At 35.5% G+C, this 24,058-nt stretch carries 28 protein-coding genes, 2 tRNA genes and 1 other RNA gene; 11 read left to right on the top strand and 20 right to left on the bottom strand.

The genetic code is table 11. The annotated features are described in order from the left end of the window. Window positions 1-147 precede the first annotated feature (147 nt). Window positions 148-1,812, top strand: coding sequence for a phosphoenolpyruvate carboxykinase (ATP) (locus ACPWSO_RS03035; RefSeq protein WP_426081324.1), 1,665 nt, complete (start codon window positions 148-150; stop codon window positions 1,810-1,812). A gap of 60 nt (window positions 1,813-1,872) precedes the next feature. Here ACPWSO_RS03035 and ACPWSO_RS03030 read toward each other — a convergent pair whose 3' ends face one another. The 3 genes from ACPWSO_RS03030 to ACPWSO_RS03020 all read right to left on the bottom strand — a co-directional run bounded on the left by ACPWSO_RS03030 (window position 1,873) and on the right by ACPWSO_RS03020 (window position 3,907). Continuing rightward, window positions 1,873-2,139, bottom strand: coding sequence for a hypothetical protein (locus tag ACPWSO_RS03030; RefSeq protein WP_426081323.1), 267 nt, complete (start codon window positions 2,137-2,139; stop codon window positions 1,873-1,875). 19 nt (window positions 2,140-2,158) lie between these two features. Beyond that, window positions 2,159-2,746, bottom strand: a complete 588-nt coding sequence (locus ACPWSO_RS03025; RefSeq protein ID WP_426081322.1) for a TetR/AcrR family transcriptional regulator — start codon at window positions 2,744-2,746, stop codon at window positions 2,159-2,161. Between the two features lie 216 nt (window positions 2,747-2,962). Further along, on the bottom strand, window positions 2,963-3,907 hold the full coding sequence (locus ACPWSO_RS03020) for a haloacid dehalogenase-like hydrolase (RefSeq protein ID WP_426081321.1): 945 nt from the start codon (window positions 3,905-3,907) through the stop codon (window positions 2,963-2,965). Between the two features lie 210 nt (window positions 3,908-4,117). On the opposite strand from ACPWSO_RS03020, the gene efbA reads away from it, so the two are divergent. Further along, entirely contained in the window at window positions 4,118-5,821 is a 1,704-nt protein-coding gene (gene efbA, locus ACPWSO_RS03015) for a fibronectin-binding protein EfbA (RefSeq protein WP_426081320.1), read from the top strand. 98 nt (window positions 5,822-5,919) lie between these two features. On the opposite strand, the gene ACPWSO_RS03010 is transcribed toward efbA, so the two are convergent. After that, the gene (locus ACPWSO_RS03010) at window positions 5,920-6,465 is read right to left on the bottom strand and encodes an ECF transporter S component (RefSeq protein WP_426081319.1); all 546 of its coding nucleotides are present in this window, start codon (window positions 6,463-6,465) and stop codon (window positions 5,920-5,922) included. After that, complete coding sequence (locus ACPWSO_RS03005) at window positions 6,437-6,808, bottom strand: DUF4430 domain-containing protein (RefSeq protein WP_426081318.1); 372 nt, start codon at window positions 6,806-6,808, stop codon at window positions 6,437-6,439. Before ACPWSO_RS03005 ends, ACPWSO_RS03010 begins: the two co-directional genes overlap by 29 nt. Before the next feature lie 392 nt (window positions 6,809-7,200). On the opposite strand from ACPWSO_RS03005, the gene ACPWSO_RS03000 reads away from it, so the two are divergent. Continuing rightward, a tRNA-OTHER gene (locus tag ACPWSO_RS03000) sits at window positions 7,201-7,293 on the top strand. 565 nt (window positions 7,294-7,858) lie between these two features. On the opposite strand, the gene ACPWSO_RS02995 is transcribed toward ACPWSO_RS03000, so the two are convergent. Then, window positions 7,859-8,932 carry a ComEA family DNA-binding protein gene (locus ACPWSO_RS02995; protein ID WP_426081317.1) on the bottom strand — a complete coding sequence of 358 codons (1,074 nt, stop codon included), beginning with the start codon at window positions 8,930-8,932 and terminating at the stop codon, window positions 7,859-7,861. 315 nt (window positions 8,933-9,247) lie between these two features. Between ACPWSO_RS02995 and ACPWSO_RS02990 the strand changes: the two genes are divergently transcribed. Beyond that, complete coding sequence (locus ACPWSO_RS02990; RefSeq protein WP_426081316.1) at window positions 9,248-9,616, top strand: VOC family protein; 369 nt, start codon at window positions 9,248-9,250, stop codon at window positions 9,614-9,616. Between the two features lie 279 nt (window positions 9,617-9,895). Here the strand turns inward: ACPWSO_RS02990 and ACPWSO_RS02985 are convergent, their stop codons facing one another. Continuing rightward, window positions 9,896-10,771, bottom strand: coding sequence for a hypothetical protein (locus ACPWSO_RS02985; protein ID WP_426081315.1), 876 nt, complete (start codon window positions 10,769-10,771; stop codon window positions 9,896-9,898). A gap of 303 nt (window positions 10,772-11,074) precedes the next feature. On the opposite strand from ACPWSO_RS02985, the gene ACPWSO_RS02980 reads away from it, so the two are divergent. The 4 genes from ACPWSO_RS02980 (at window position 11,075) to ACPWSO_RS02965 (ending at window position 14,470) form a co-directional block, all read left to right on the top strand. Beyond that, window positions 11,075-11,656 (top strand): hypothetical protein, encoded by a 582-nt coding sequence (locus ACPWSO_RS02980; RefSeq protein WP_426081314.1) that lies wholly within the window; start codon window positions 11,075-11,077, stop codon window positions 11,654-11,656. A 328-nt stretch (window positions 11,657-11,984) separates the two neighbouring features. Beyond that, window positions 11,985-12,857: a hypothetical protein gene (locus ACPWSO_RS02975; RefSeq protein ID WP_426081313.1), complete on the top strand. Its 873-nt coding sequence runs from the start codon at window positions 11,985-11,987 to the stop codon at window positions 12,855-12,857. Between the two features lie 394 nt (window positions 12,858-13,251). Beyond that, window positions 13,252-13,584, top strand: a complete 333-nt coding sequence (locus ACPWSO_RS02970; RefSeq protein ID WP_426081312.1) for a hypothetical protein — start codon at window positions 13,252-13,254, stop codon at window positions 13,582-13,584. Between the two features lie 535 nt (window positions 13,585-14,119). Next, window positions 14,120-14,470 carry a hypothetical protein gene (locus ACPWSO_RS02965; RefSeq protein WP_426081311.1) on the top strand — a complete coding sequence of 117 codons (351 nt, stop codon included), beginning with the start codon at window positions 14,120-14,122 and terminating at the stop codon, window positions 14,468-14,470. A gap of 100 nt (window positions 14,471-14,570) precedes the next feature. Here the strand turns inward: ACPWSO_RS02965 and ACPWSO_RS02960 are convergent, their stop codons facing one another. The 7 genes from ACPWSO_RS02960 to ACPWSO_RS02930 form a co-directional block, all read right to left on the bottom strand. Continuing rightward, on the bottom strand, window positions 14,571-15,527 hold the full coding sequence (locus tag ACPWSO_RS02960) for a hypothetical protein (RefSeq protein ID WP_426081310.1): 957 nt from the start codon (window positions 15,525-15,527) through the stop codon (window positions 14,571-14,573). Beyond that, on the bottom strand, window positions 15,527-16,999 hold the full coding sequence (locus tag ACPWSO_RS02955) for an AAA family ATPase (RefSeq protein ID WP_426081309.1): 1,473 nt from the start codon (window positions 16,997-16,999) through the stop codon (window positions 15,527-15,529). The genes ACPWSO_RS02960 and ACPWSO_RS02955 overlap by 1 nt, the downstream gene beginning before the upstream one ends. A gap of 80 nt (window positions 17,000-17,079) precedes the next feature. Further along, window positions 17,080-17,150, bottom strand: a tRNA-Tyr gene (locus ACPWSO_RS02950). 97 nt (window positions 17,151-17,247) lie between these two features. After that, a complete protein-coding gene (locus ACPWSO_RS02945) occupies window positions 17,248-17,490 on the bottom strand; it encodes a hypothetical protein (protein ID WP_426081308.1) in 243 nt (80 codons plus the stop codon). Then, the gene (locus tag ACPWSO_RS02940; protein ID WP_426081307.1) at window positions 17,487-17,750 is read right to left on the bottom strand and encodes a hypothetical protein; all 264 of its coding nucleotides are present in this window, start codon (window positions 17,748-17,750) and stop codon (window positions 17,487-17,489) included. The genes ACPWSO_RS02945 and ACPWSO_RS02940 overlap by 4 nt, the downstream gene beginning before the upstream one ends. Then, on the bottom strand, window positions 17,743-18,153 hold the full coding sequence (locus ACPWSO_RS02935) for a YopX family protein (RefSeq protein WP_426081306.1): 411 nt from the start codon (window positions 18,151-18,153) through the stop codon (window positions 17,743-17,745). The genes ACPWSO_RS02940 and ACPWSO_RS02935 overlap by 8 nt, the downstream gene beginning before the upstream one ends. Then, entirely contained in the window at window positions 18,150-18,359 is a 210-nt protein-coding gene (locus ACPWSO_RS02930; RefSeq protein ID WP_426081305.1) for a hypothetical protein, read from the bottom strand. Before ACPWSO_RS02930 ends, ACPWSO_RS02935 begins: the two co-directional genes overlap by 4 nt. A 154-nt stretch (window positions 18,360-18,513) precedes the next feature. On the opposite strand from ACPWSO_RS02930, the gene ACPWSO_RS02925 reads away from it, so the two are divergent. Beyond that, window positions 18,514-19,416, top strand: a complete 903-nt coding sequence (locus ACPWSO_RS02925) for a tyrosine-type recombinase/integrase (RefSeq protein WP_426081304.1) — start codon at window positions 18,514-18,516, stop codon at window positions 19,414-19,416. 72 nt (window positions 19,417-19,488) lie between these two features. On the opposite strand, the gene ffs is transcribed toward ACPWSO_RS02925, so the two are convergent. Together ffs and tadA are read right to left on the bottom strand one after the other, a co-directional pair. Beyond that, window positions 19,489-19,574: signal recognition particle sRNA small type (ffs, locus tag ACPWSO_RS02920), an RNA gene on the bottom strand. 31 nt (window positions 19,575-19,605) lie between these two features. Beyond that, a complete protein-coding gene (gene tadA, locus ACPWSO_RS02915) occupies window positions 19,606-20,124 on the bottom strand; it encodes a tRNA adenosine(34) deaminase TadA (RefSeq protein ID WP_426081303.1) in 519 nt (172 codons plus the stop codon). Between the two features lie 174 nt (window positions 20,125-20,298). On the opposite strand from tadA, the gene ACPWSO_RS02910 reads away from it, so the two are divergent. Beyond that, window positions 20,299-20,532 (top strand): hypothetical protein, encoded by a 234-nt coding sequence (locus tag ACPWSO_RS02910; RefSeq protein ID WP_426081302.1) that lies wholly within the window; start codon window positions 20,299-20,301, stop codon window positions 20,530-20,532. A 39-nt stretch (window positions 20,533-20,571) separates the two neighbouring features. On the opposite strand, the gene ACPWSO_RS02905 is transcribed toward ACPWSO_RS02910, so the two are convergent. From ACPWSO_RS02905 to ACPWSO_RS02895, 3 genes are all read right to left on the bottom strand, one after another. Then, window positions 20,572-20,907: a hypothetical protein gene (locus tag ACPWSO_RS02905; protein WP_426081301.1), complete on the bottom strand. Its 336-nt coding sequence runs from the start codon at window positions 20,905-20,907 to the stop codon at window positions 20,572-20,574. A gap of 83 nt (window positions 20,908-20,990) precedes the next feature. Then, a complete protein-coding gene (locus tag ACPWSO_RS02900; RefSeq protein ID WP_426081300.1) occupies window positions 20,991-21,695 on the bottom strand; it encodes a zinc metallopeptidase in 705 nt (234 codons plus the stop codon). Window positions 21,696-21,860: 165 nt separating this feature from the next. Further along, window positions 21,861-22,178 (bottom strand): inorganic pyrophosphatase, encoded by a 318-nt coding sequence (locus ACPWSO_RS02895; protein WP_426081299.1) that lies wholly within the window; start codon window positions 22,176-22,178, stop codon window positions 21,861-21,863. A 112-nt stretch (window positions 22,179-22,290) separates the two neighbouring features. On the opposite strand from ACPWSO_RS02895, the gene ACPWSO_RS02890 reads away from it, so the two are divergent. Next, window positions 22,291-22,656 (top strand): YxeA family protein, encoded by a 366-nt coding sequence (locus ACPWSO_RS02890; RefSeq protein ID WP_426081298.1) that lies wholly within the window; start codon window positions 22,291-22,293, stop codon window positions 22,654-22,656. Between the two features lie 82 nt (window positions 22,657-22,738). On the opposite strand, the gene ACPWSO_RS02885 is transcribed toward ACPWSO_RS02890, so the two are convergent. Next, window positions 22,739-23,743 carry a nucleoid-associated protein gene (locus ACPWSO_RS02885; RefSeq protein WP_426081297.1) on the bottom strand — a complete coding sequence of 335 codons (1,005 nt, stop codon included), beginning with the start codon at window positions 23,741-23,743 and terminating at the stop codon, window positions 22,739-22,741. Window positions 23,744-24,058: the final 315 nt, after the last annotated feature.

Below are 24,058 nucleotides of genomic sequence, written 5' to 3'. Positions count from 1 at the left end.
TTCTCTCCTTTATTACTTCTTTCTCCATTATACTAATAGTTTGTTTTTTTGCCTAGCAAAACTAAACAATTCTATCCAAGAAAACGCATACACTCTAAAAGGAAATGTGATACACTATAAATAAAACTGAGAGAAGGGGTGTTATTTATGAGTTCTATTAATCAACTCTCTATTACAGATATTCGTAAGGAAAATCCTTTGTTTTCAAAAATAAGAAACACCATTGAAACCTGTTTTTACGGGAACAATGTGACGCCAGTCACAACACTGAATCAGGCTTATACTCTTGCCTATCATGCTTCGGGAACAATCGTAACGGATCTACCAGTTTTCCAGCCGGAATCGCTTGAGCTGCCGTCAAATTGTCGTGTACTAGTGACCAACGACGGTCAGGTAGTTGGCCGAACCGCTATCGCTCGCAGAATAATTGGACAGCCGGGGATTGATGAGGACTATTATAGCGCTATTTTAAGAGAAGCTGGCTATACTATCGGGAAAAAGAGCTGCTATCATGCTTCTGCTATCGTAGGTCTCGACAGCAGCTTTATGATTCGCAGTCACTTACTGCTTCCAGAAGGATTTGAAGGAAATCTATACAGCTGGCTGCTAAACTTCCAAATAGCTAATACGCAGTATAAAAATAAGTATGCCGATTCCACTTCTTATGATGAAGGAGATATTTATTTATTAGCTGATCCAGAGTGGACTCACCCTGATTTTCCTCATGGATTGGTACTTTTTGATTCGCTTCACAACACTGCAGCAGTTCTTGGACTGCGTTACTTTGGTGAGCTGAAAAAAGCAATTTTAACTCTCGCCTGGGGAATTGCTCATCGGAACGGCTATATCGCCTGTCACGGTGGAATGAAGCAGTACCGTTTAGAAGAAAACAGTTATACAATGGCGGCCTTCGGTTTATCAGGTTCAGGTAAATCAACAATTACACTGGCAAAATACAACGACCAGCTGCCTGCAACGGTTCTTCACGATGATGCTTTTATTATTTCAAAAACCGACGGATCATCTACAGCACTTGAACCTGCCTATTTTGATAAAACACAGGATTATCCGATGGCTGATCCAGCCGTTTCCTACTTTCTAACCTGTCAAAATATCGGCGTGACCTTAGATGACTCCGGCAGAAAAGTATTAGTCACCGAAGATATCCGTAACGGAAATGGGCGAACGGTCAAATCAAGACATGCAACACCTAACCGAAAAAATCACTTCACAGAAAAAATCGATGCCGTCTATTGGATTATGAAGGATGACAGTCTTCCGCCTATTTTAAAAATAAATGACCCAGTGCTGGCTGCTTTGTTTGGTGCAACATTAGCGACCAAACGATCTAGTGCAGAAAACCTTGCCTCGGGTATTGATCACGAACAGCTGGTAATTGAGCCGTTTGCCAACCCGTTCAGATGCTATCCTCTAGCTGAAGATTATCAGGATTTCCAGCAATTATTCCAACTGGGAACTGATTGCTATATCCTTAATACTGGCTATTTTAATGGAAATAAAGTGACGCCTCAGCAAACTTTGCATTGTATCAATCAGATTGTGGAAAATAATGCTGTATTCAAACCGTTTCTGCCGCTTTCAGATATATCTTATCTTCAATTGGAAGAACATCTCCCGGATTTTGGCAGCTCAGACTATCTTAAGAAACTCAAAACTCGTCTATGTGACCGCTTATCTTTTATTCAATCAAAAGAACTGCAGTCTGAAGGCTACGATGCATTGCCAAAAGAAGCAGCACAACGTCTGGAAAAGCTGATTATCAGTTTGTCTGATTTTCAAGCTGCTCTATAAAAAACTAAAAATGTCTGGTGTTTGAAAACCTGCACCAGACATTTTTTATTTACTTGTTATTCAAGTTTCTTGTATCCGTTTCGCCTCCTGATAGGTGATAATCCCGCCAGCTATACTGGCAGCACCTAAAAGAATCGCCCATTTATGCGGTGTACACAAGCCGAATACCGTTAAGCCTACACCAAGTGCACTGTTCGTTACTGTACTAATCTCTAGCGAACGCTTGCCGGGCTTCGGCAGCCTGATTTTCATGCCAGTCGAAGCATTGACTATTTTTTCCGTATCTTCCAGTACACGAAACATTGATTTTGTTTTTTTCTTCTCCATTTCTTATCCCCGCCTTCTATTATTTAAATAGGTGGTCTATTACACTGTTCAATAAGAGCTCAAATATTTCTTCTGACGCAAAATCTGTTTGTTTTTTCAATTCCACGGTGTAAAGAAGAGTGCTGACAGCAGCATATACCTTCTCTTCATCTATTTTCATATCCAACCCGCACTGCTCAACGATTTCAAAAAAGAACGCTTTTCCATCTACCTGCATTTCTGCAATTTTATCTTTTGACAATTTATTTAAAAATGCCAAATAATCGGGTGAACCAAAATCATAAAGAAATGGTGCACGTTCATATTCTTTAAAATGCCAGATAAGCGCCTTTAAAAAACCAGACTTTCCTTGTTCTTCCTTAATAATTGATAGAATTTTCTGCTTGAGTCTATTCTGAACGGTTAAAAGTGTTTCAAAGAAAAACTCTTCCTTTGAAGAAAAAAGTAGATAGAATGCTCCTGCAGAAATTCCCACAGCTGCAGTCAGTTCACCAATGCTGGTTTTTTTATAGCCAAACCTAGCCCAACGTTGCTCGCATTCCTGACACAATTTTTCTTTCAGCACCTGCTTCTCTTCATCAGAAAATCCTTTAGGCCCTCTACTCAAAATTTCCCTCCTATAATTAATGAACCAAATTATTTTTTTATTCACAATTAATGATATTCCAATTTCATCGATCTGTCAAACACGATTTGAAGAATAGGAACAGATTCTAATCAGCTAAAAGAGCTAAAAATTCTAACTAAAAAAAACTTATCCAGAACACTTTAATAATCAAGTGTTCTGGATAAGGGACATATGTCGTATCTGCTTCAATCCGCTTTAACGGTTAATTGAACGGGCAATCCGATTAAGGGTATGCCGCATTCCGCGAATTGTCACAGACATTTCATAAATATTTTCAGCTGGTGCTAATCCGCCATAGCCGGCATCGCCAATATGTTGAATATCCACTCCGCATATTTTATTCGTCAATGCAATTTGACGAATCGTTTCTTTACTGGCACTTTCCTGACTCGTACCAATAGCAGACATGGTCAATAAGTCATATTTTTTAGCAATAGCTACCGCTTCCTTCAGGTTTTCTTCAGTAAAGCCTTGAATGGTCCCAACCGCTGGTAATAATAAAATATCGGCTCCAGCTTTTGCATAGTCCTCCACAGCTTCAAGAGAAACAACCGGCTCATCTGAACCCGCACTGTGCATTTTTCCGGCAATAATTAAGCCTGAAAAATTCTCTTTTGCCACAGCTACAGCCTTGGCAATTTCTTTATTTGTTACACCAGTACCTGGATTACCAGTCAGACAGATAAAGTCCATTCCCAGCTCTTCTGCACGCTGAATCGCCTCTTTAGAGCTAATTCTACCTTTGGAAATATCCAGCTTCTCACTGAACATCGGAGAGTTTTCATCCACAGGCTCCAAGTTGACTCCTACTGGACGTCCTACCAGTTTTTTCAACTCAGCTACTGGATTTTCATTATTATGCTCCGGATGTTGTAAATAATCCATTAGCTTTTCCTGTGTCATTCCAGGCAAGCCTTGAATAATTGGATTAAAACAGTCAAAAACATTTAATAAAATTAGATCAGCACCAAACGAAGCAGCTACCTCAGCATTTGTAATATCTCCCGCCTGAGGAGAAGCCATTACCACGTTCTCAGATAAGATCGTCCTTCCCTCGCTGGCTTTAATTGATTGCTTCAGCTCTTTTGCTGACATTTTTACAACCTCACTGTAGCTTGCACTAATTAATCGTTTTACCATTAGTCATCCTCCTAAAATCAGTCTATACCTATTATAACTGATTCTTTTTTAAAAAGAAAACGCACACAATCAGTTCAAATTTTTTTATAATACTATTTGCTGCTTCTTTCTATTCTCTTTCAACTGAAGCTTGTTTAGGCAACTTCTTTATTAATCAGGAAGTATTCGTTATAATAGGAGTATTACGGACTATAGAAAAGAGGAAATAACATGTCCTTCGATGGCGTTTTTACACATACAATTGTTCAAGAACTATCAGAAACACTTCTATCTGGAAGAATTTCTAAGATTCACCAGCCTTATGAAAATGAGGTTGTTCTGGTTATTCGTTCACATGGAAAAAATCATAAGCTTTTGCTTTCTGCCCATCCCAGCTATGCACGTATACAGCTGACAGAGATGGTCTATAACAATCCAGATTCACCACCAAATTTTGTTATGATGCTCCGCAAGTTTTTAGATGGCGCTATTCTTGACGGGATTCGTCAAATTGAAAATGACCGTGTCATTCATTTTTCCTTTTCAAAAAGAGATGAACTGGGCGATTTACAAAATATTTTATTAATCGTTGAGCTGATGGGACGTCACAGCACCATTGTCTTAATGAATCAGGACAGCGGCAAGATATTGGATGTTATCAAACATATCGGCAGCTCTCAAAACAGCTATCGTTCCCTTCTTCCCGGAGCAGACTATCTTGCGCCACCTGCAAAAAATCAAGTAAATCCATTTACCGCTTCTAAAGAAAAGGTGTTCGAACTACTGTCTATTGCTGAAGAACTGAACAGCACGTATCTACAGCAGCATTTTCAAGGTCTTGGCCGAGACACTGCCGAAGAGCTTGCCTTTCAAATGAAACAGCAGCCAAATAATAAAATGGTAATCTGGGAAAACTTTTGGAAAAAACTAAAGCAACCTACTCCCACACTAACAAAAACAGAGAAAAAAGAATTTTTTACTCCACTTGCCTATGACAGCTTACTTGGTGAAAAAGAACAGTTCGACTCACTTAGCTCACTGCTGGATGCTTTTTACAGCGGCAAAGCAGAAAAGGACCGTGTCAAACAGCAGGGCGGCGAGCTCATCCGAAAAATAGAAAACGAACGGAAGAAAAATCAAAGCAAGCTGATCAAGCTGGAAAAAACCTTAGCCGATACAGAAAATGCCGAGACTTTCCGGCGAGACGGCGAGCTTTTGACAACCTTTATGAGTCAGGTGCCCAAAGGCGGCGAATCAGTAGTTTTAGAAAATTATTATGAAGAAAATCAGCCTATCACTATTAAATTAAACCCGGCATTGTCGCCCAATCAAAATGCACAAAAATATTTCCAAAAATATCAAAAACTAAAAAATGGTGTACGTATTATTCAAGATCAGATAAAACAAACTAAACAGGAAATTCTTTATCTCGAATCTGTCCTTTCCCAGTTAGAACTAGCTACCCCTATCGATTTGGGTATGATTCGAGAAGAGCTGATTAGTCAGGGTTACGTAAAAAAACAACGACAAAAGAAGCAGAAAAAAGAGCAGCCAAGTAAACCGGAAATCTTCATTTCATCAGCTGGGGATACAATTTTAGTCGGAAGAAATAATCTACAAAACGATCAGTTGACGTTAAAAACGGCTAAAAAGTCCGACTATTGGCTTCATGCGAAGGATATTCCAGGCTCCCATGTCATTATTCGAAATGCTGAACCAAGTGAAGAAACACTCTATGAAGCAGCCTTATTAGCAGCCTACTATTCAAAATTCCGGCTTTCTGCTCAGGTTCCAGTTGATTATGTTCAAGTGAAGCATGTTCACAAGCCTAATGGAGCAAAACCCGGCTATGTGATTTACGAAAATCAGCGGACACTTTATGTTACACCTGTTTATGAAGCCATTCATAAACTAAAAAATAATAAGCTGAACTAGCTTTGCAAGTCCAGTTGAGAGCATCGTTAACACTATTCAGCCAAAAAAAAATAAGCAGTTTACCTGAATTTAGGTAGGCTGCTTATTTTCTAATCTATTCAACTGTTCATTCTATTTTGCAGCAGTCGAATAAATACTGGTGCTAAGATTAAGTAAAAAATCAGGTTCCCAATCCCATGCATGAAGTCAAAGGGGATACCTTGTAAATAATACGGCAGGAAAGCCGGCATGCCGTAAACCTGAACATCAATGAACGAGATAATCAACCCATAAAGAAAACCCGCTAAAAAACTAAATAAGCTTTGGAGGAAATAGCTGTTTCTGAATTCTTTAAATCGACTTAGTACCATAACGATCAAGAGAATAAAGAAATAACTCAACAGCTGCGAAAATGTCCATATACCCATGCCTAAATAGAAATTAGTAATCAAAACAGACAGAAGAGCAACAATCATTCCTCTTGATAAACCCAGTTGAATCGTAATAATCAGAAATATTGCTGTCAGCGGCTGTACATTCGGCAGCGGCTGACAGACAAGCCTGCCGACTACACAGGCAGCAATAACTAAGGACAAATAAGCAATCTCTCTGATGGAAAACGGGCTATCGCTTATCCTAAATTTTCTCATAAAAGAATTCGACATTATCTCCGGCCTTCAGTTTTGTTTCTTTAGCTCCGGTATTAATTGTTTCACTGTTAATTGTATACACCCAATAGTAGCCTGCAGCTTCATCCTGCTTTACGCCTTCAATAGAAGTAATCATCCCTTGCTTTTCCTCTACCTCAAATTCCTGTTCCATTACCTCCATGAGCGTACTTCCCTCAGCAACTTCAAGAACTTCATGAGCAAAATCCTCTTGATCCTTTAAGAGCGTAACTGTCACTTCTATCATTTTATCCGATTTCTTATCGCTATTATTTGAGCAGCCGCTAATCACTAATACACCGAAAATCAACGTCATCGCTAAAAATAATTTCTTTTTCATCGTCTTCCTCCTGATAAACACATATAAATAAAAACACTCCTCCTATTTTAGCACAGAATCGCACCCTTTGTGTATACTAAAGAGCTGTTTTTCCCACTTCTCTTTTTTTTCTCACAGCAGCTATTGGCGTCTCTTTTCGGATTTCTTTAGTGTTTTTTCAACTGTTTAACGCTTTCTTTAAACAGTTCACAATTCCTTCATGAAAAGTATTTTTTTCTTCTAAGTTTTTTATGTTCCATTTAATCTTGTTTGGTTATGATTAACTCAGCAAATACGAAAGGGGCTGTTTCAAGGATTTGAATTTTCTTTTTTGGGTTTTGTCTTCAAGATTTATAAAGAAAGCCGGAAACAAAACCCCAACTATTAAAATTGTATAGAGAGCTTACTATTAAGTGGATGAACGTGGTGTTTTAACTCTCATGAGGCATTAAACAGGATGTTTGTTCTCAACCCTAGAGGTGTAGGTTCGAATCCTACCGTCCACGTAGAAAACTCCCTTTCCATAAGGGTTTAATATATATTTACCCCAAATTTGCCCATAGAGGCAAAACTGAGGTGTACTCTAAACATGAAAGGATTGCTGCCCATGAAATTACTAATTACTGTCGGTTCGTTACTTTCAATCACTGCAATTACTGCGGTTACACTTAACAGAAAACACAAGTACGTGTACGCAAGAACGACCACTCGATAATCGTTTGAAATAAAGACGTTTGGCTCTAAAAGATAGGATGGATTATTCGGATTCAGTATAAAGAAAGGGTTTAGGCATGAGTAAACGCCTAAACCCTTTCTTTTCGCTACTCTCTAAACAAACATCGAACAGCAAGAATTTTTAGCAAAAAAGGCTAGTTACTTTTTAAAATTTGCAAGCTTAGAATTGGAGCCAGTCAGTATCATCAAAAAAATAATTGACTGATAATCCTGTTCAATAACGATTTTATACTAGCTGCTTAACTAATAAGTCTCCGTATAGTTTTTGAGTGCACCTTGTGCTCTGTTATATGTGGGATTTGCCTAATCAAGAAGATAAACTATTATTTACCAATACTATCTAATTGATAAATAAGCATCTGGATTTCCTTTAATTTCTTCGAACCAATCATTCACAAAATGAATATTGGGTATATTTAAATCATCGATAATTCCCAACATATCTTGAGTATTAATGCCAGAGTTCGCATAGCGAATTGCTTCTAGTTTCGGCATTTTATCTAAATAACCAAAAATATCTATTCCTTTATCTAGCGGCAGATAAAAAAATGAAGTAGTAACATCTAATACTTTTAAGCTCTTCAATTTTAAGAAAATATCAGGATTTGGAAAATAGGAATAGAATAGTGTCAAATACTCAAGTTTATTCAAGGTAGACATATTATCTATAAATTCTTTACTCACATCAGTAGCGAAATTCGCCCACTCAAAATCGATTCTGTCAAGATTCGGAGTATATTTAAAGAGATTTTTACCATTTTCACCCACACCAGCAAATTGAGACAAGGTCAGGTGATTTAACTTTCGTAAGTTCTTAAAGTAACTAAAATCACCTTCTATTAACTTATCATTAGACTGTAAAAGGATACTTGAAACATTACCCAATAAATAAAGTTTGTCAAACAATTCCTGTCCTAGAAAATCGCTAGATAACGAATAAAAGTCAAGGCTATGAGTTTCTCTTAACTCTTTATAAGTAATCTCCCAATCTAATTCTTTTCTTCTCTCCTCTAGATTGTAATCAGCTATACGCAAGACAGCTTTTGCCAGCTCATCATTTCCCAGCCATTCTCTGTATGTTTTTGTTTCTGAATCTTTGATTGCAAATGCTACATCCTGAGCTTTGATTTTTTCTAAAGTCTTGGTACCAATTCCCTTCACCTTCATCAACTCATCCAAGGATTCATAAGGTCTTCCCTGCACAATTCTTTCTGAGATAACCGATCCTATACCAGTTATCAATTCTAAGTCTTCTCGTGCTGCATAATTAATATCCACTTTATCCAAAGCTTCTGTGTTTCCCCGTACTGGCAGTATAAGCAAACCGCCAAGAATCACAATCAACACTTGCCATCGCAACAGCTTCATCAAAATACTTGCCCAACTATTTATTTTTTCTGCTCTTAACATTCTATCTCCCCTTCCTTATGAGAATATTATAAATTTCTTAAAGAAATAAATAAAATGCTTTTTAACATAAAAAAATAAAAAATGATAATTTAATTCTATTTTAAGAATTCTACCTTATTTTTCGAGTAAGATACTTCTGCCATGTTCTTCAGACTATATACAAAACCAATTATATTATGAACTAGTATAGTTTAATAGAATAAACATACAGTCATTTATTTTCATTTTTTACTCTGATATAATTGAACTAACACGGATTTTAAAGAAGGCAGAGTTTGGACACTTCATTCTGTCTTAAACTCGAAGGAGGACAATATGGTAAACAGTTTCTATTGTACTAATATTTTCACCAGAAATGCAAAAGAACTAATAAAATTTTATTGTGAAACACTGGAAATACCTATGTTGAGAACAGACTGTGATGATTACAATGGTGTTTATCTTGGTTTTATTGAGGATGCACCCTCCATTTGTATTTGGGATGCAGCACAGTGGGATGCGCCTGTTACCGGAGCTATGTCCTTTGTCTTTGTATGTGACAACCTTGACAACACTTGTTTGGAATTAGAACGAAAAGGGCTTGTCTTCGATCCCCCGGAAAAATTTGATTGGGGTACCTACGAACTTCGTCTAAAAGATCCGGATAATAACGAAGTTGTGATTGCTGAGTATTTAAACCAGTAGAACGAGTAATAAAAGTCTTTTCTAAATTTAGTGATGAAAACCAAGGAATGTAATGATTATCAATTCAACTATCGAGTAATAAGCCGCCAGATATCAAAAATATCTGACGGCTTATATTTTTTGTTTATTCCTTGAACTATAGAAATAAAAAGTATAGTTTCCATGCTGGTTATCACTACTCCTCCAGCAGAAACAGTATCCTTTGTTCCTTATTTTGCGGAGTTATTTGGATAATTTAAAATCTATTTCGTCAGTCATTAACATTTATCTTTTCAATGATTAATCCTGCCAAACAATTGGAATTTTCATTTGTCCCCAGAATTTAACAAAGAAATGGTCTCTCATCTCATCTGGTGTTTCTATCCAAACCGAAATGTGTAAATACTCAGTTTCTTCCGGAATATTTTCCCAAATCAACTTCCCTGTCGGCTCCCCTTCAGCATCCATTTCCTCATAACCAAACTCCTGATCATGAACCACAATACTTTGCTCACCAGTCTCCATTTGTCGAGGTAATTTTACTGGTAAATACATCGCATGATTGGGATTATTTCGGCTAAGCCTTACTTGCGAAGCTAGGGTACCATCAACACTGACTAATGCTTCAAACTTCTTATCAGGATTTTCAAACGTTTCCAAAGCAGAGAGATCAGAAGGAACAATACCACCAATTCCTTGATATTGATGGAGTTCAAAGCTTTGTAGACTTTCCAATTCCTCTAGAAAATCAAGCGAAGGAACAACACTTTTATCTGTTAGGTTCAGTTTCAATGTTTTTAAATTGGATAGCTTGCTAATTGGTGTTGCATCAAGTAAACTTCCTTCATAATCTAAATAGTCTAAATTGGATGCATGCTGTAATCCTTCTAAGCTAGAAGAATCTCCATTGACGACCTGCATCTCATTTTGCTCATTCTGTTGCTCTCTTGAGAATACATCTTTTGGCAAAGAATTAAACTCTTCAAAATTGGCAATTTCTTCACTTGTCATTACTGACCTGTAACCAGAATACTCATCTCCCAACAACGCTTCCCTTACTCCTTGGCTTGGCACAGCCACATAATCTTCACTAGCCTTCACTACTGAAAATCCAATGACCACACTTAACATCAACGCAGTGCCGCCCAACCCCGCTACTAATTTTTTCTTTTTCATCTAAATAACCTCTTTCTAAATTTTAACTATAGTATAACATGATTGAACACCATAAAATAATGCATTATGCATGATTTACAATCTTTTTTGAATAATTTTATTTAATAAATAAATTATTATATTGCTTATTTTGAACAAAACATTAAAAAATCACTTACAATAAGACAAAAAAATAATTTTTCATTTACTTTTTTCTGTTATAATGGAAAAGGTCTGATTGTTTTTTTTAATAGGATTACAATTTATGATAGACAATCTCCTATTTTAGGATGCAGACAAATCATTTATTTTAAGGAGCTTATAATGGATTTAAAAAAAGGAACAGATGTTTTTATATGGTTAGGCGTCACTGGTGTTGGTGCTTTTTTGCTGATTATTGGATTGATTATGCTAATTGTTCTTGCTGTTCGACGAAAAAAGATTTTATCAGGCTTGATTGTACTGCTCATCGGGCTAGTCTCAGCTTCTGCTGGCGGTTACCAGCTGTTTACAGTTGCAAAAACTCTTGATGTAGAAGGCTATATGGACTTAATTGATTACAAAAATGTAGGCAAAGATATTGATGAATTAGATGCAAAACAAATGAATAATGAAGACATCTACAACTTAGTTGACGATGCTACAGCAGAATTCGACAAGATCGAAGCAGAGCTGCAAGGCTTCATTGATAAGCCAGAGACTTATAATATTCTTGCTATGGGAAAAACAATGACTTCTGCTGAAAAGCTAAGAAAACAAGGGTTGAAACTAGAAGAAGCTCTTGAAAATGATACACATACACTTTCTAAAGAAGAAATCGATGTATTGAAAAAGAAATTAGAAGAAAAAATTTTAGTGCTTTCTGAGCTTGTCTCTCAGCTGCCTGATGAGGAATTGAATCAATAGCTTTTTTTCAAATCCTATTACTCAAAAATGTCATTCTGAATAATCATATTTCAAGACCTTAAACAAACTGCTTTTTATCAAAATTTATTTGAGAAACAGTTTGTTTTTTTATGTACTTTCGTAATTCTATTCTGTAAAATAAATACATTTTTCTTTCAAAATTAAGAGATAATCCATGCTTTACCATTTCAAAAACAATTAGAAATTAAAATAAATCTGAAAGCGATTCATAAAATAACTAAAGTTATCCTTATATTTCTTTGAGTGCATTGCTATCTATTGAATAATAGTATAAAATAACAATATATTAATGAAAAGGAGAGATTTTATGAACTTGAAAAAATGGGGAACGTTAGGTTTGGCAACAACAGTAATTTTAGGCAGCTTACTTATTGGAGGACATCTTTCTGGCGCCAGCGAGAAGAAAATCTATATCCATGATGATCAGCTAAGACAGGAACTAGTCCGAGCAGCTTCTTATGATCCGGAAACTGGCGAGAAAATTGTCATAGAGGACGAGCTGCCAACAGCAAAACAACTTGAAACAGTTGAAAGCTTTTCTTTTTGGGAAGCGAGCTCGATTGATGGGATTCAATATGCGAAGAATATGAAATACCTAGTATTTGGCGCCAGTACTTCTGAGGAAGGGAAACAAGTTGCAGTTGATTTTAGACCTCTTGGGAAATTAACGAATTTAGAGATGCTTCAATGCTACAGCTATTGGACCGAAGATGAAACCACTTATTCGGTTCAAGATATTTCTTACGTGAAAAACCTTACTAAACTAACTAGCTTAGACTTTTATCATTTTCCAGTTTTGGATTTAACTCCAGTATCAAACTTAAATGAACTAATTTGGTTTGATACAAACACAGGCGTACCAGTCGAAATTGATTCTGTTGCTGTTAGTGGAACAGAGAAAAAAGTAGTTATGGAACACCCTGTAAAATACTCAGTTCAGTTTAACGATGGAGATAAATCTGCTACAGGAACTGCAAGAAATGAAAATGAAGAGTATAGTGCCGATATCAGTGTTCAAATGGACGGCAATAAATTAACGATTGAGAATATTCCTGCAGAAGCTACCTACATTGAATTAGAACTGCAAGCAACATCAAAAGACTACTATAGCCGTGAACAAATGGCGGAAAAACATTTTAGAGCAAATACTACTGTGAAAGTACCACTTTTCTGGTACTAATATACACTTAAGGGCAGCAAAGTCATTTTTGATTTTGCTGTTCTTCTTCAAATTAGTGATTGTCTCAAGAATCTCATAAATTAGCATCTTGCTCCTTCTTTTGGCAATCATGGTTGAAGTAGTTTAATAACTTTTCTCAATATTACTTTCTTGTTATTTGCCTCCTCCCAACAGCTTGTTTTTTTGGTATACTATTCCTATCAGCAAATCGCCTGCTGAAATAATTAAAAAGTTGAAAACTGACCTAATAACTTCTCTTAGAATTAAAAAATTATTTTAATATTAATCGCTCAATGGAAAAGATAGTAAAAAAACTAACCAGCTCCGCAAAAGCTGATTAGTCTCATATTATAGTATGTTGCAAAAATATTATAACACGGAATGGAGAGTTTAAATGAAAAAATTTTGGACTGTTTTAGTAACGGGGTTTCTACTTATTTTATTGGTAGGCTGTGAATCCAAAGAGGTAAAACCTGATTATAGTGAAGCAGATGCAGAAACAGCTTTGAATGAGGGAAAAGATTTAGAGGGTAAAACGGTTGAGGTTAATGTTGCTGAATTAGTTCCAGATAGCGCGTTTGGCTACAACATCCAAGCTGGTGAACATTTGAATTTTGTTTCTACTGATAATCCTAAAGTAGAAAAAGGAGATACATTAGTTCTTAAAATCATAAACGTAAAGAGTGTTACGGGGTCATTTATAATCTCATACGAAAAAGTTAAATAAAAAAACACATCCCCTGCCCGACTAAGAACGAAGATGTGCTAAACAAAAACTTAAACCTAAAAAGGCTTATTTGATTATACCTATTTTAACAGAAACAGAAACGGTTAACAATGTAGATTGAAAACAAAAAGAACGAAAATATCAAGTTCTTCAACTTTTAGGAAAGTTCACGAAGCTGAACTATAATTTTTTGCCCCTCATTTACCCCTTTTGTACTTTTTAGCAAAATAAAAAGGGCTCTAAGCCCTGACCAATCAATATTTATACAGACACATGGTGGCACCTGCTTAGTGTTTAATATAACGCCTTATTGTTGTAAAACCTTGTATTTTCTAGCTATTTTTCATTTCTAATCTGTTTTAATATAGCTATTATTATACAATGTTATATAATGTTTGCTACTTTTATGCTACTAATATTATTTTTTAAAATAACATAAACGGCAGGACAAACATTAGAACATTTCTTTTCGTGAAATATCTCATGCTAGACAAACCAAACAAATGTTCGTATAATCTTTTTCAAGGTGATAGTTATGAGATATGTAAAAACAGTTCATTTAAAAGAAGTAACTTCTGCTTATCAGTATTTCTATAAGAAGAATGTAAAACCCTTTCGGAAATTATCGGCTAATCCAGTTTTTATTGATGATATTGTTTATAACATCTGGACGTTTAACTCTAGAAGTACACGGGATTACATCACTGCATTCCCTATTGAACAAGCTGATCACTTTCATATTTTTGAATTAACGATTGAAGAAAAAGTGACTAAATATTTCTTTAAGAAAGTGAATAAGTTATCTGATTTTTCAACAAAGGAAATAAAGCGTGATACAACATTAACAGAATTAAAAAAGATAATGGAGGAAGCCAAAAATGACTAAAAGAGGTGCAACGGGAGTTGAAAAAATAATAAAGAAGGTTGAAAAATCAGCCTTCTTTATTATTTTTATTATCTGTATCCTCAGCTCAAGTAGAATGATATCAAAAAGACTCTTCTATCATTTTTAATTTTAAATTGAATTTTTCTGACTTTGGTATCCATTGTCTATAAAGAATCTCTTTTACTGAAGCTATACATTTTAACTTTGAATTTAGAACTATGGAAAATATTGCTTCAACACTTTTGTTTACAATTTTACCTTTGTAGTAATACCTAAATAGTTCAAAAATATTTGTGGGCAATAAACATTGAGAGCATACCTCTGAGACTATATTTGGAAAAAGATTTTGTTGTATCTTATCTAAATTGGAAGTAATGTAATTAATCAACCTCTCGTCTATTGTTCGACCAACTGCTTCTGGTATCTTCCCATTTATTATAGGCTCTATATTTATTTTAGAACAAAATAATGCATATTCTTGAGGTTTAATCAATTTCGTATTAGTATCTCCCTTAAAATGAAGTTCTCGAAATATATTAAGATGATACAAGTATATAAAGTTTTCATTTATATCAAATTGATTAATTTTTTGCAAAATATCATTCAGTTCATACTTTTCTCTTTTTGGGTAAGAACAAACTAGAAATTGTTCAAAAATTTCATCATCAAACAAATAATTTTCTAATTCGAAATAATCGTAATAAAATACATTTTCATCTACTAAATTATCATTTAAGAGAAAATCATAGTCCCTATCAAGTAATACTTTTATATTGACTCCAAATTTATCTTTCATATTATTATAACTTTCTATAGCATTTCTTTTACCATCGAAAACAATATCTTCATCCAGTATTGATGCTCTTCTAATTTCAAAGGGCGGAGTTTTTGATAATAACCTGTAATATGTCTCAATAACTGTCTCATCATCTGCACCTTCAACTAAAAGAATATTTTGAGAAATAGGAATATCAAAAAATTCCAAGCCTATTTCATCAATTTCCAAAGTTCGTGGTATAGAACTTCCTTCTTGAATTAAATTTTCATGCTTACTCATCAAAACTGTTCCTCCACTAATTTAAACACACTGGACTTTAAAGACTTATTAATAACATATGGTGAGTGAGTAGCCGTTAGTATTGAAATGTTACTCTTTTCTGTTAGACTATTGAGAAGTGTGTTTTGCCATTTGGGATGTAACGATAGTTCAGGTTCATCTATAATGACTAAAGAAGGTTCATCGGTTGGCAAATGGAGTGCGCAGTATACGAAAAAAGTAAATAATTGTTTTTCTCCAGTTGAAAGCTTCCCAAAATTTATTTTATTTCCGTTTTTTCTAATTGTAAATTCATTATTTTTATGTCTATCCAAACTCAATTTCCCATTGCTAAATTTAGATATATTATCAGATATATATTTGTAATTTTTTAACTTATTAGTGAGTCTATTTTGGTAATTTTGATACAGACTTTCAAGTACAGATAGATAAGTTGTTCCAGTATCTTGCAAGTCCATTAGCCTAAAAATGAGTCTTTTCACTTCAATATCATCTAAATCTACATCTTCTATAGTTTGATTTTTTTCTTTCAATTCCTTCATTATTTCTCTTGCTTCATTATTCTTTTCTTGATAATCCACTGAAAAACTATGAATAGCATCTTCATCTATTTTCAATTCCAATGTAGAATTTAAATTAGCCAACATATCAAAAATTCCTCGTTCTGGAGCAGATCGAAACAATTCTATGGTCCCATCGCTATCCATAATAATTTTTATAACTTCTTTTACAAAACTTTTCAATAAGTCATCTAAATTTTCTGATACAAACTCATTTATTTCTTGTGTGTATGTTTCCAAATTATTTACTATGTCGTCATTAGAAATACCAACCACCCTGCGATTTCTTGGTCTTTTTCTTTCAATAGAATAGGGATTTTGATGATTATGCGGTCCTAATATAGATTCTATTGGATATCCCAAATACGCCTCCATATCTATATCCACTCTCCTGTATGTTGGAAAATATAGAATTGACTCTTTTATTTTTTGTAGCACATCCCAGATATCAAACATTCCTATTCCGTCAACAACATCACTTAGTTGTTCGACTGTATCGAAATATAGCGGTGAATCCTCCATCTCAAAGTCCCAAACTTTTTGATTAGCTTCTATACGTAATAACGCGATTTGGTTTTCATCAAAAGAATTCATTTTTGAAAAAACAAATAAAATGTCCTCTCTGTCTTCCATATAATATTTAATAGAAAGACTTTTAAAAGGTGCTTTCTTTTCACATTTAACAGTTATTTTTTCTAACAACTCATATTCTTTTTTAAATGTTATATCTACTGTTTTGAAATCGAAATCGAATAAATCGTTTATATCACCCACTAAGATACTGTAGAGAATATTCAAAATAGTTGTCTTACCATTTCCATTATCTCCTGTAATAATTAGAATGTTCTTATCCATTTGTAAATGAACATTTTTTTCTCCAAAAAGATTTTTTATATCAACGTTTTTTAACATCTACACATTTCCTTTCTTTCTATCATTCTAATCCTATAACATAAATATAAAACAAAAATAGTTAAAAAGAAAGTACAAAAAGAACAGGATAGGATTTGAACCTATATTCTCTTGAATTACCATCAAGCGCATTCCTGTCTGCCACCTGTTCTCAATCAAATAATACCTTTTTTTCTTTGATCCAACCTCTCAAAAAACTCCCGATTAACTTTCACTTTTCCAACTGAATCAACACTGTAAAAAAATCGTTATTCAAGATCTTGTTGAAGCACCCAACTGTGAATCTCTTTTAGAAGATATGCTCTTTTAGAATTCGGATTATTTACAGTTTTCACTTGCTGAACAGTATAGGTCTTATTCTTAACCCAAGACGGAATACGTTCTAAAGTTTGCATATCTGATTCTAGACACGTCCAATCTCCGTTTATATAATTCATACAAATTCCATATTCAGTTTCGTATTTCTTGATAACTTCATCTAACTTACTCATGTTCTGCCTCCTTTTGCTCTTGCAGATGCATCTAACTGTTTTGAATTCATTTTCATTTGTATAACTCCGTATCTCATTTCTGTAAAAACAAGTTTTTTATAGAACTCCCAAAAATCACACTTCCTTAAAACGTGTTTTTTCGGCAATCGAATGTATACTTTATATGCTTGCTTCACATGTTTCATATTGAAATAAGAACCTTGCAGCTTTTCTTCCCGCTGCATAGAGATTAAAATAGAACGCCATCTTTTCTTACTCATGTTTTGCCTCCTCTAGCAATTCAGGATTTTCGTATATGTTTCCACAAACAATATATGGACACTTTTTCCAGAAAGGGTAATATCGTTGGCCTCTTTTTTTAGTTACTTCTCTAATGTCTTTTATCCACCACTGTCCAATTTCTTTATTCCAATAGACAAAACCTCTACCAGACATTTGGTTAAATTTGAATTTTATCAAATCTCCCTCGTAAATCTCCACGCCGTTCTTGTCTTTTAAGCCTGTGTATTGCATGAGGACTTGCTCAGGTATGTTGTTTTCAGTGATATGCTGTATAAATATATCTTCTGTCCCTATCATCCAAACATATTCGTTTCCATTTTCCATTTGTAATACCATTTGCTCTGCTTCTTTATCCCACGCCCGAAACTTAATCTCTCTCATTCCTGCTCACTCCCCTCAATAAGAATCTCTTCCGCTGACAAGTAATTTGCCAAGCAGTCATTATCACAAAAGATATTGTCTTCGCCATCGGCGAACTGGAAAAACTTCACGATCAAAAAATTGTCTCTGACTGTCACGAAGCTATCTGATAGCTCTTTTTGGCAATGGGCACAACACATGCTTTCTTTAATTTTTGGATAAGTCATAAGTTCTACTCACTTTCTGCTTTCTATGCTTTATTGCACATTCTGCATGTTGAACTCTCCAACCTTGACCTCTAACACGCTCAAAGTGTCCTTCACCTTTTTCCACAATCCTTTTACATCTATAGCAGTAGATCAATGGTGGCAACACCACAAATTGACCATTAGAAATTCATCAGTAAGAATCTATACAAACATACTTAAATACATTTCTGAGAATATAAACGGGGATGCGTTAATTAAAAATGCTGATGTTCTCTTTTTCCAGAATTTTATGAGTAATCTCCCTCATTCTTATGCTTACAAAAAGAAATTCAAAAGCGTTTTGAAAATGGCTTTTGATTATGCAGTAGATATGGAAATGATTACTAGTAATCCAATTTTAAAAGTAACTGTTCCAAAGCCCCCACTTACTAGCGAAAACTACGAAAGAATTGAAGATAAATTTTTGGAAAAAGAAGACGTCAAGAAGCTCTTAAAAGTGTTATATGGTTCTTTTCAATCAGTTCACATGGGACGTTTAGCAGAGTTTATGTATTTAACTGGTTTGCGTATAGGTGAGGCTACTAGCATTACTTTAAAAGATGTTGATTTAGAATCTGGAATACTCAAGGTTTCAGGTACACTCGACTATTCAAACGGTTATAAAAACGCAAAAAAAGAACTACCTAAAACACTTAGTTCTTTCAGAGAAATTGGGCTATCAAAAAGAGCGATAAAAATAATGAAAGAGTTAATTCTTGAAAATACAATAAAGCATCCTAATGCTGAGTTTTTATTTGTAGGTAAAACTGGAAAACCAATTCAAATCAGTGCTTTCAATACCGCACTAAAAACAGCAAACAATAAATTAGGATTCGAAAAAATAGACAAGAATATATCAAGCCACATATTTAGGCATTCTCATATTTCTTTACTTGCTGAACTTGGTATCGAACCAAAAACGATTATGGAAAGAGTAGGTCATGCTGACACAGAAACGACAATGAAGATATACACTCATGTCACCAGACAATCAAAAAATAACATCATTAATAAGCTTGATGAAATCGAACTATAAATTTTTGCTACTTTTCTGCTACCTTTGCATTTTTGACAAAATAAAAAGGGCTCTAAGCCCTGACCAATCAATATTTATACAGACACATGGTGGCACCTGCTTAGTGCTGCTTCCTTCCAGATCTGACACGCTTCACTGGCCCACCATTGTCCTGCCTTACGGCATTTAATAGTATACCGCACTTTTTCATTATTGGCTAGTCTTTCTTTTATTTTTTTCAGCTTTCTTTTTTGCTCGTAGTTCTCTAAAGAAACTTGAAAGGAGTTGACCACAGGTTTCTTCTAAAATGCCGCCTTCCACATAGGCAGTATGATTAAATCGGTCGTCATCCAGCAAGTTCATGAATGTTCCTGCGGTTCCCCCTTTAGGGTCAGCTGCACCAAAATATACTTCATCCACACGAGACAGCAGCATTGCACCGCTGCACATGGGACATGGCTCCAGCGTTACAAAAAGCTGTGCCCCTTCCAGCCGCCAGCTGTCCAGTTTTTTACAGGCTGCTTCAATTGCAAACATCTCTGCATGGGAAGCAGCCTGTCGGGTATGTTCCCTGAGATTATAGCCTTCCCCAATCACTTCTCCATCCTTGACAATGACAGCTCCTATAGGAACTTCATCAAGGGCTCCAGCCTGCTCAGCTAAGCGAATCGCTTTGCTCATATAGTATTCTTTTTCTTCATTCGTCAGGTTAGATACCTGTTCCTTCATTCATTGTTCCCCCACTTAATTATCAACGTTCTTTTTATTATACTGACAGATCTTTCCTCTGTCCATGCTCGTTAAACTAAACAAGAAAAACATTTCTTTATTTTACAAAAAAAGAAAGTGAGCAGGACATAACTCATTGAGTTATATCCTGCTCACTTGGAATCCGGATAAACGATGGGAGCAGTAGCATATACCAGTATTGAACTGCGACGAGTAACCGCAGGAGCAAGACCTTCGAAAATAAGCCGAAACTCACAAAAATTTAAAGAACACCAAGTAGGAATTAGTCAATATCGACTGACTCACATTCGTGTTTCCTGTCATTTCCGTGAATTTCTTCTTATTGCTGAGAAACACAGTGAGGGACGAGCTAATGTTAAACAGTACCTATTTGGTTCTCGGGACTAAACACTTCTGTCCCATCCTCCTTCTTTTCTGCTCTTATTTTTACAGAAGCTCTTCGATAAAAGATAAAATCTTATCCTTCATGCCTTCTGCATTTTCTTTCACTTTGTCACCATAATCGGATGCCTTTTCACGGCCTTCTTTGACCTTGTCTAAAACACTTAATACTGCATCTAAATCTTCATCTGATAAATGGTCAACCATTGACATGATTTTATCATTTCCGCCCAGCTTTTCCTGAACAATTTTTTTAGCCTTACAGCGGTTCGATACATGTCCAATTTTTTTGATAATTTTTTCTGAAGCTGTTACAGCAACTACAACACCGGCTACTGCAGCAATACTTAAACCGACTGTGATTTTTGTTGATGCTTTCATTTCTACTCAACTCCTTAATTATTTTGTTATATTTATCATAGCACAAACCTGAAAGTCCGCCCAATAATTCAACTGATTTCCTATTAATTCCTTCGGTTATTTCCGCCAAAGAGAATGATTAGACGCAGTAGTTGCAAAAATGTTGATAGAGCTGCAGCCACATAGGTTAATGCTGCTGCAAACAACACTTTTCGTGCCATAGGTACTTCTTCAGCCGTCAACAGATTACCGTCAGATAAAATCTTCAAGGCTCTTCTAGATGCATTAAACTCTACCGGCAGCGTCACCAGCTGAAATAACAGTGCCAGCGAAAACGCAAAAATACCAATGTTAATCAGCGTTTGATTCCAGCTAAAAAGTACACCAATCATAATCATTGGAAAAGAAAGCATTGATCCAAAGTTTGCAACGGGAACAATTGCTGCCCGAATACGCAGCGGACTATAGCCTGTATGGTCCTGCACAGCATGTCCACATTCATGAGCAGCCACGCCTATTGCAGCTACAGATGTTGATTGAGCAGTTGCTTCCGACAGACTGAGTGTTTTATTACCTGAATTGTAGTTATCTGTCAAGTGACCGGAAATCTGTTGAACCCCTACATCAGCAATATGTTCTTCCTGTAAAATGTATTGTGCTGCCCGTGTTCCAGTAACACTGTTTCGGCTCTTTACCTCATCGTATTTTCTAAATGTGCTGTTCACATAAGCGGATGCTGCCATAGAAATGACCAGCCCGATGATTACTAATAAATAAGTTGGATCTAAAAATCCATAAAGCGGCAACATAATTTATTCCTCCTATCCTTGTATGTAGCTCCTGATAAACGTATGAAAACACGCCTCATAATTTTTTTCGCATAAAGAAAGGCAAATGTGACTCATCACGTTTTTATAGGATTTATTATATAGTACCATGAGCTATCGAAAAAAGTGTGTATGAACTTCTAATTTTTAGTTAAGCACTTCAATACTTGAATCAAAGTATTGTTCAATAAAGTGAACCGCATCCTCAATCTGTTTTTTAGAAAATGAACATCCCGCTGGTGCGGCTACCCATTTGTCCTCCACATCGTCTTTACGATGAATCACCGCAATTAGCCTGCCTTCAAAAGATGCGATTGGTTCTGCCACGCCCAAAATATAAACATCCTGCTCTTCTCCATCGCCAGCTATCAGTCCTTCCACATAACCGTAATTGATAGGGTATACCGTACCAAATTCATTTTGATATCCAATTGGACGATCAACAACTACACTTATTTTGCTCATGTTCTCTCCTCCTATCCCTCACATACAGACTAACAAAACTGTCACCTGAAAGAAAGACTTATCGATGGCAAAAATAACGAAAACGAGGATAATAAGAGATGAGGTGAGGACATTGAAAAAAATAATCGCAGCACTTATTGTATTCCTTTTAATTGGAGGAGGTTCCTGGTATGCCTATAATTACTACTTTGGCGGCACATCCTACTATACAGAAATTCAAGAAACCGGAAAAGCCACTGAAGATATAGATACCCGAGGACAAAAATACACCACTTATCATTATGAGCAAAAAGCTTATGATGAGGACGGAAATCAAACTCTGCAAAAAATGAACGAAGTGCGAGAAGATCCTTTGCGCATAGGTGCTTATTTGAAGCTAACCGTTAATGAACGTAAAGGTGTACTTAGCTGGGAGGAAGTTTCTGAAAAAGAAGTACCGGAAAAAGCCTTGGATAAAATCAAGAATGATTCTAATTAAATAAAATAAACCAGAGACTGCCGCATAGTCGAAATAACTATGTAGCAGTCTCTGATTTTTTTCTAAAAGCATTATCGATTCTTTATAATTGATTACTGATTTTTTCAATATTTTTCAAGGTAATTGAAACAGTCCCGTCAGGATTGTTTACAAATTCAATTAAATCACTATTGCGGTAAACTTCAATAGGAACGATTAATTCAATTCCATTATCCATTTTCAACTTCTGTTTGCCGAATTTTTTCTCTGATATTTCCCTTGCTTCACGTACCGGTGGTGTTTTATCAACAAACTTTGATTCATTGACTTCTTCCTGATAAGCCATTCGTGCCGAGATATTCTCTTTAAAAACCTGCTCGGCAATTTGCTGATTATCGATGGTGCCAGTCTCTTCGATACTTTCATAAACAGCTTCCTTCACCGAAGCAATTAGTTCGAACTCATCTTCATCATATTTCTTACCGATACGTTTCACAGCTTTCTTTATCTCTTTGATATTTTCCTCCAAAGAAGGAGCCGGTTGAGATTCAATCACTTTTTCAGAAAAATACCAAAGCTTCTCACCTGAGAATTCATACCTTTTTTCCAACAGCTCATAGCTCAACGTATCTAAATTGATAATGATGCCTTCGTCTGGCTTCTGCGTTTTTGACGGCAGAATTGCCCGGTTGATAATCAGCTTGTTGTAAACTGACTCATTTTCATAATCCACGAAATGCGTATAGTTTTCTTTGTAGTTCAGCTTCAGCATAGCTAAATGCAGGATGGTATCTTCTTCATAGAGAATAACCAGAATATCAGCACTCGGTCCGTCTTCACTACTGGAATAAATGTCATACCAATGCTGAACAAGCTGCTGGCTTTTTGAAATAAAATCAGTGGGAATACCGTTCATCTTATCAACAAAGCTGCTTTCCTGAATCAAGATACCAGTTTTTGTCTGAGCGGTCGACAGCTTATTCACTTTATTTGTCAAATAAATCCGAATATATTCAGTTGTTAAATCCAGTTCGTTTTCTGAGAAAACTGGTGTCCCCGTCTCTCTGTCGATAATATGTAATACTGCTTTTTTCAAATAAATATCCATTTTGTCTTTCTCCTTCTATTGGTCAGATACGGATATATTACTGCCTAGATACAGCTGTAATCAGGTAACCTGTTCACTATTTCTCTGACCACTGCAAATCAAACCTTATTTAGTCTACAGGAAATCAGAAAAAAAATCAAAGCTCTATAAATTGCTGACTGTTTGTATGTACATATAATTCTAGTATAGGCTTGATACTATTCCCCTACTTCCTTTTGTCTAATCGGTTGCCACCTCTCTTTGTTCTCCCCTGTCTAACCGATAACTTTTTCTTTGGAAAAAAACAGTAATTTCCTTTTATTCTATTTTGAGTTA

Origin of the sequence: Enterococcus sp. LJL51, assembly GCF_049894025.1 — a bacterium.
Taxonomy (GTDB): Bacteria; Bacillota; Bacilli; order Lactobacillales; family Enterococcaceae; genus Enterococcus_L.
The sequence above is the reverse complement of the archived record's forward strand: the minus strand, read 5'-3'. Positions and strand labels throughout refer to the sequence as shown.

Coding starts and splice junctions, on each gene's coding strand:
- ACPWSO_RS03035 (WP_426081324.1), top strand. CDS start 148: ATGAGTTCTATTAATCAACTCTCTATTACAGATATTCGTAAGGAAAAT.
- ACPWSO_RS03030 (WP_426081323.1), bottom strand. CDS start 2,139: ATGGAGAAGAAAAAAACAAAATCAATGTTTCGTGTACTGGAAGATACG.
- ACPWSO_RS03020 (WP_426081321.1), bottom strand. CDS start 3,907: ATGGTAAAACGATTAATTAGTGCAAGCTACAGTGAGGTTGTAAAAATG.
- efbA (WP_426081320.1), top strand. CDS start 4,118: ATGTCCTTCGATGGCGTTTTTACACATACAATTGTTCAAGAACTATCA.
- ACPWSO_RS03010 (WP_426081319.1), bottom strand. CDS start 6,465: ATGTCGAATTCTTTTATGAGAAAATTTAGGATAAGCGATAGCCCGTTT.
- ACPWSO_RS03005 (WP_426081318.1), bottom strand. CDS start 6,808: ATGAAAAAGAAATTATTTTTAGCGATGACGTTGATTTTCGGTGTATTA.
- ACPWSO_RS02995 (WP_426081317.1), bottom strand. CDS start 8,932: ATGTTAAGAGCAGAAAAAATAAATAGTTGGGCAAGTATTTTGATGAAG.
- ACPWSO_RS02990 (WP_426081316.1), top strand. CDS start 9,248: ATGGTAAACAGTTTCTATTGTACTAATATTTTCACCAGAAATGCAAAA.
- ACPWSO_RS02985 (WP_426081315.1), bottom strand. CDS start 10,771: ATGAAAAAGAAAAAATTAGTAGCGGGGTTGGGCGGCACTGCGTTGATG.
- ACPWSO_RS02980 (WP_426081314.1), top strand. CDS start 11,075: ATGGATTTAAAAAAAGGAACAGATGTTTTTATATGGTTAGGCGTCACT.
- ACPWSO_RS02975 (WP_426081313.1), top strand. CDS start 11,985: ATGAACTTGAAAAAATGGGGAACGTTAGGTTTGGCAACAACAGTAATT.
- ACPWSO_RS02970 (WP_426081312.1), top strand. CDS start 13,252: ATGAAAAAATTTTGGACTGTTTTAGTAACGGGGTTTCTACTTATTTTA.
- ACPWSO_RS02965 (WP_426081311.1), top strand. CDS start 14,120: ATGAGATATGTAAAAACAGTTCATTTAAAAGAAGTAACTTCTGCTTAT.
- ACPWSO_RS02960 (WP_426081310.1), bottom strand. CDS start 15,527: ATGAGTAAGCATGAAAATTTAATTCAAGAAGGAAGTTCTATACCACGA.
- ACPWSO_RS02955 (WP_426081309.1), bottom strand. CDS start 16,999: ATGTTAAAAAACGTTGATATAAAAAATCTTTTTGGAGAAAAAAATGTT.
- ACPWSO_RS02945 (WP_426081308.1), bottom strand. CDS start 17,490: ATGAGTAAGTTAGATGAAGTTATCAAGAAATACGAAACTGAATATGGA.
- ACPWSO_RS02940 (WP_426081307.1), bottom strand. CDS start 17,750: ATGAGTAAGAAAAGATGGCGTTCTATTTTAATCTCTATGCAGCGGGAA.
- ACPWSO_RS02935 (WP_426081306.1), bottom strand. CDS start 18,153: ATGAGAGAGATTAAGTTTCGGGCGTGGGATAAAGAAGCAGAGCAAATG.
- ACPWSO_RS02930 (WP_426081305.1), bottom strand. CDS start 18,359: ATGACTTATCCAAAAATTAAAGAAAGCATGTGTTGTGCCCATTGCCAA.
- tadA (WP_426081303.1), bottom strand. CDS start 20,124: ATGAAGGAACAGGTATCTAACCTGACGAATGAAGAAAAAGAATACTAT.
- ACPWSO_RS02910 (WP_426081302.1), top strand. CDS start 20,299: ATGGGAGCAGTAGCATATACCAGTATTGAACTGCGACGAGTAACCGCA.
- ACPWSO_RS02905 (WP_426081301.1), bottom strand. CDS start 20,907: ATGAAAGCATCAACAAAAATCACAGTCGGTTTAAGTATTGCTGCAGTA.
- ACPWSO_RS02900 (WP_426081300.1), bottom strand. CDS start 21,695: ATGTTGCCGCTTTATGGATTTTTAGATCCAACTTATTTATTAGTAATC.
- ACPWSO_RS02895 (WP_426081299.1), bottom strand. CDS start 22,178: ATGAGCAAAATAAGTGTAGTTGTTGATCGTCCAATTGGATATCAAAAT.
- ACPWSO_RS02885 (WP_426081297.1), bottom strand. CDS start 23,743: ATGGATATTTATTTGAAAAAAGCAGTATTACATATTATCGACAGAGAG.